Raw genomic sequence first — 2,505 nt, 5'->3', positions numbered from 1 at the left:
TGCAGATGAACTACGACCCGGAAGGGCGTCTGGCCAGCTACACGGTCAATGGGGCGACGACGACCTTCCTCTATGACGGTGTAAAGCTGATTGCTGAGTATGACGGCTCCGGCAATATTCAGAAGCGCTATCTGCACGGCATCGGCACAGACGATCCGTGGGCGGAACTGACCGGCAGCGATGTCAACAGCGGCAATGTCAAATACCTCTATGCCAATTATCAGGGGTCTGTCTTTGCACAGGCCAACGGCAGTGGTACAGTCACGGACATCTACAAATACGGTCCCTATGGTGAGCCGAAGAATGCGGCGGACCAGACGAGCTTCTCAGGCAGCCGTTTCCGCTACACGGGTCAGACCGTGCTGCCGGAAGCGCAGCTCTACTACTACAAGGCCCGCGTCTATGACCCCATCCACGGACGGTTTTTACAAGCTGACCCCATCGGTAGCGATGACGATCTGAACTTGTATGCTTACACTGGCGGAGACCCGGTAAATGCGACAGATCCCGACGGTATGGTCTCGATCTCGTGCACAGTCACAACAAATGAAGATGGAACCGTCGGCTCGTACTGTGATCGCCCTGTTGATGATGGCGACAAAGACCATGTGAATGTCACGGTTACACACGTTGTTAATGCTACGGATGGTTACGGCAACCCAATTTATGCGGAAAGTGATCCGGTTACTAAATCCTATAGTATTTATCAGGTTGCGCTTCCGGGGGGTGTCGGCAGACTAGTCGATGATGCAATTAAGGATACGACGGGGCTCCAATTTGGTTATCAAAAAAACGAAGGCCGAGAAAATCAGATTGACTTCGGCAATCTTACGCCTTCGGCGCGAAAGCGCTTAGGAAATCTCAGTGATAGGGCTGACGAGACTATGCGTGACGTCGCAAGAAATAGGGGCGCGAGTAATTCGAATGTTCGAGCGATGGGTCACTGGGCGGACAAAACGTTAAAGGAGACTGCCGAGGCTGCGGCTAAAGGAGATGCTTCGGCGGTGAAAGCTTTAAAGATCATGAAAGAGGGAGGAAGGCTTGGTCAAAAGTATTAAATTGGGTACTGAATCTTCTAAAGATATTTATTTATCTATGATTGGATCGAGAATAATTTCTATATTTTGCAACGGTCGTCTGAAATACAATGACGGTACAGTGCGTTGGGACTGTATTGTTTTTGAATTAGAAAATTTATGCGTTTCGTTTACAGTGGATTCCGACTCTGATGAGCTTCTAGTTGAGCAAGTTGATTGTGGCTTTGATAAATCTGAGTACGAAAAATTAAGTGGATTTAATTTTAAAGGACATGACGAGATAGATTGGATTTGGGAAGCGAAAAACAATTTCGGATTTTTCGATTCATTAATATTTTCCACAAATAACGGGGTTCCGAAATTCGGTATAACCAGCATCGGGAGTCAGATTATATTCTTTGAAACAAGATTTGTTTCTTAGTGTTTTTTATTTAATTTTATAGGAATGGTGAAATTTTCGTATAGAGATGAATTTAGAATTGGAAAAGTGATTAAATGCGCGTAAATTCCTTTAGCAAGATAAAAGCAATGCCTCCAAGTGAGGTCTAAGTGTTTGTCTGCACACCGGAAAATCGGGAGACTCGTGATTGCGCCGTGAGGCTGTTTTGGTTTAAGTAATTGAATTTACTCGCTTAAACATGCCTCCATTCATTTTGCCGTGGGGAGGCAGGATAGAAAGGCGGAGAGGCTCTGGGGCTTAACCCTGTGCGATAGCCTATATTTTACAGATAGTTATGTGGGTTGCGCGAGAGGCTTTCGGTGCTCCCGTTGAGGTTCGCAACCCCTACCTGTCTGTAATCTATCGCTAATTTGTGAGGTTTGCCGGATTTAAGTGTGCCGCTATGGTTCGCCAACCGAATGGTCAGCGTCAGGGTGAATCAAACTTGCGTTTGATGTCTGTATAAGTTCGTCGTTTGTCAATGCAAATAGTCGGCCCACGCGTCCATGAGCCTCCTCCGCTTTTCAAGCGCATCCCCGCGTCGGTAGGCGCGCTCGGTCATGTCGCCAACAGTGTGAGCCAAAGCCGCCTCGGCGATCTCGCGGGCAAAGTCCGTCTCTTCGCCGCACCAGTCACGGAACGCTGACCGGAAGCCGTGGGGCGTGTAGTGGCCTTTTTCCATCCGGCGCAGTTGCATGGTCAGAGACATGACCGACAGTTGCCCGCCTTGCGCCCCCCGAAAGACAAAGCCTTTTGCTTTCGGCTGTCCACCATCGGATGAAACAAGCGATAGTAGCCGAACGGAGTTAAGTATCGTGATCGCCCGTTCGGTCAGGGGGACTCTGTGTTCGCGTCCGGCCTTCATCCGTGTGGCGGGGACCGTCCAGACCTTTGCGTCAAGGTCCACCTCTTCCGTAAGCGTAAGCCACGCCCCGTGTTTTCTGGCGGCCTAAAAAGTTCGAAAATGCCGTGTTTTAAGACGCGGGGTATGAACTTCTATGGCTACGCCTATGCGTACGACTAGAAATA

General features: G+C 49.1%; 3 protein-coding genes. 2 read left to right on the top strand and 1 reads right to left on the bottom strand.

What is annotated here, in order from left to right:
• On the top strand, positions 1-1,058 hold a 1,058-nt coding region (locus tag Q0072_RS02285), incomplete at its 5' end, for an RHS repeat-associated core domain-containing protein (protein ID WP_298325119.1).
• A complete protein-coding gene (locus tag Q0072_RS02280) occupies positions 1,042-1,458 on the top strand; it encodes a DUF6334 family protein (RefSeq protein WP_298325116.1) in 417 nt (138 codons plus the stop codon). The genes Q0072_RS02285 and Q0072_RS02280, both read left to right, overlap by 17 nt.
• 496 nt (positions 1,459-1,954) lie before the next feature.
• Here the strand turns inward: Q0072_RS02280 and Q0072_RS02275 are convergent, their stop codons facing one another.
• Positions 1,955-2,383 (bottom strand): hypothetical protein, encoded by a 429-nt coding sequence (locus tag Q0072_RS02275; protein ID WP_298325114.1) that lies wholly within the window; start codon positions 2,381-2,383, stop codon positions 1,955-1,957.
• Between the last annotated feature and the right edge of the window lie 122 nt (positions 2,384-2,505).

The sequence above is a fragment of the Asticcacaulis sp. genome, from assembly GCF_027484505.1.
Classification (GTDB): domain Bacteria; phylum Pseudomonadota; class Alphaproteobacteria; order Caulobacterales; family Caulobacteraceae; genus Asticcacaulis.
The sequence above is the reverse complement of the archived record's forward strand: the minus strand, read 5'-3'. Positions and strand labels throughout refer to the sequence as shown.